The organism is Halomonas sp. 707D4, from assembly GCF_024158685.1.
Lineage (GTDB): Bacteria > Pseudomonadota > Gammaproteobacteria > Pseudomonadales > Halomonadaceae > Vreelandella.
On record NZ_JAMZBD010000735.1, the window covers coordinates 1 to 1,083 of the forward strand.

Annotated in this window: 1 protein-coding gene and 1 pseudogene; both read right to left on the reverse strand. The window is 67.6% G+C overall.

All coding sequences use genetic code 11. From position 1 onward, the window contains the following. Positions 1-311 (reverse strand): annotated as a pseudogene (locus BIS11_RS18315) (alpha/beta hydrolase); the annotation flags it as partial. A gap of 62 nt (positions 312-373) precedes the next feature. Next, positions 374-1,083, reverse strand: a 710-nt coding sequence (locus tag BIS11_RS18320; protein ID WP_253586826.1) for an SLC13 family permease, incomplete at its 5' end; no start/stop codon positions are given.

Here is a 1,083-nt window from a genome sequence, read left to right on the forward strand (position 1 = left end):
GCCTCGAGCCTGGCGATGCCAACCGGGGGCTCGCCATCGAGGTGCACCACGGCAGTTTCGACCCGGCGGCCCAGGTCCATGGCGAGGATGTCGTACCAGGCGGGCATCACCATGCCGCCGTTGACGGTGACCGGCAGGCGCGGCGCGTGGGGCATGATGAAGCGCACGTTCAGGCTCCTGGGCAGGCCCATGGCCGGCACCAGCGGCTCGAAATCGCTGCCGTCGGCGCCCAGGCCGTGAAGGATGAACACGCAGGCATCGGCCGGCTGCCCGTTCTTGGGCTCGATGATCAACTCACCCGGGTCTGACATAGCGCTCTCCTTGGAAAAAACGAAAGCGTCACCCTAGCGCAAAGTGGCGCCGGCGGCGAGCGCTAGAACGGCCAGACCAGCGGAATGAGCGCCACCGCGATCAGCCCGGTCAACACGTTGAGCCCGCCGCCCACGCGCAGGAAATCGCTGATCCGGTAGCCACCGGGGCCATAGACCATCAGGTTCGTCTGGTAGCCGATCGGCGTCAGAAAGCTCGCCGAGGCGGCGAACATGATCGTCACCACGAAAGGCATGATGCTCACGCCGAGGCTCTCCGCCGCCGCCGTCACCACCGGGAAAATGATCACTGCCGCCGCGTTGTTGGTGACCAGCTCGGTGAGCAGCGCCACCACGCAGTAGGTGCCGATCAGCAAGAGCCAGGGGCTTCCCGCCACCAGCGAGAGCACGCCGCCGGCGATGACGTCCGCCGCCCCGGAACTCTGCAGCGCCGCGCCTACGCCGAAGGAGGCGGCAATGGTCAAGAGCACCTGGGTATCCAGCCCGCGCTTGGCACCGGACACGGTACAGCAGCCGGTCAGGAGTACCAGCGCCGCTCCCAGCATCGCCGCGTTGAGCATGCTCAAGACACCCACCGCCGCCAGGAACACCGCGCCGAGCAGGATCGCCCAGGCCAGCGGCGCCTTCTCGTGAATCGGCCGCGCGGCGCCGTTGAGTTCGCTGATCAGCAAGAAGTCCTTGGATTCGCGGTGGCGCTCGATGAACGGCGGGCGCGCCTCGAGCAGCAGCACGTCGGAGGGCTGCAGGCGTACCT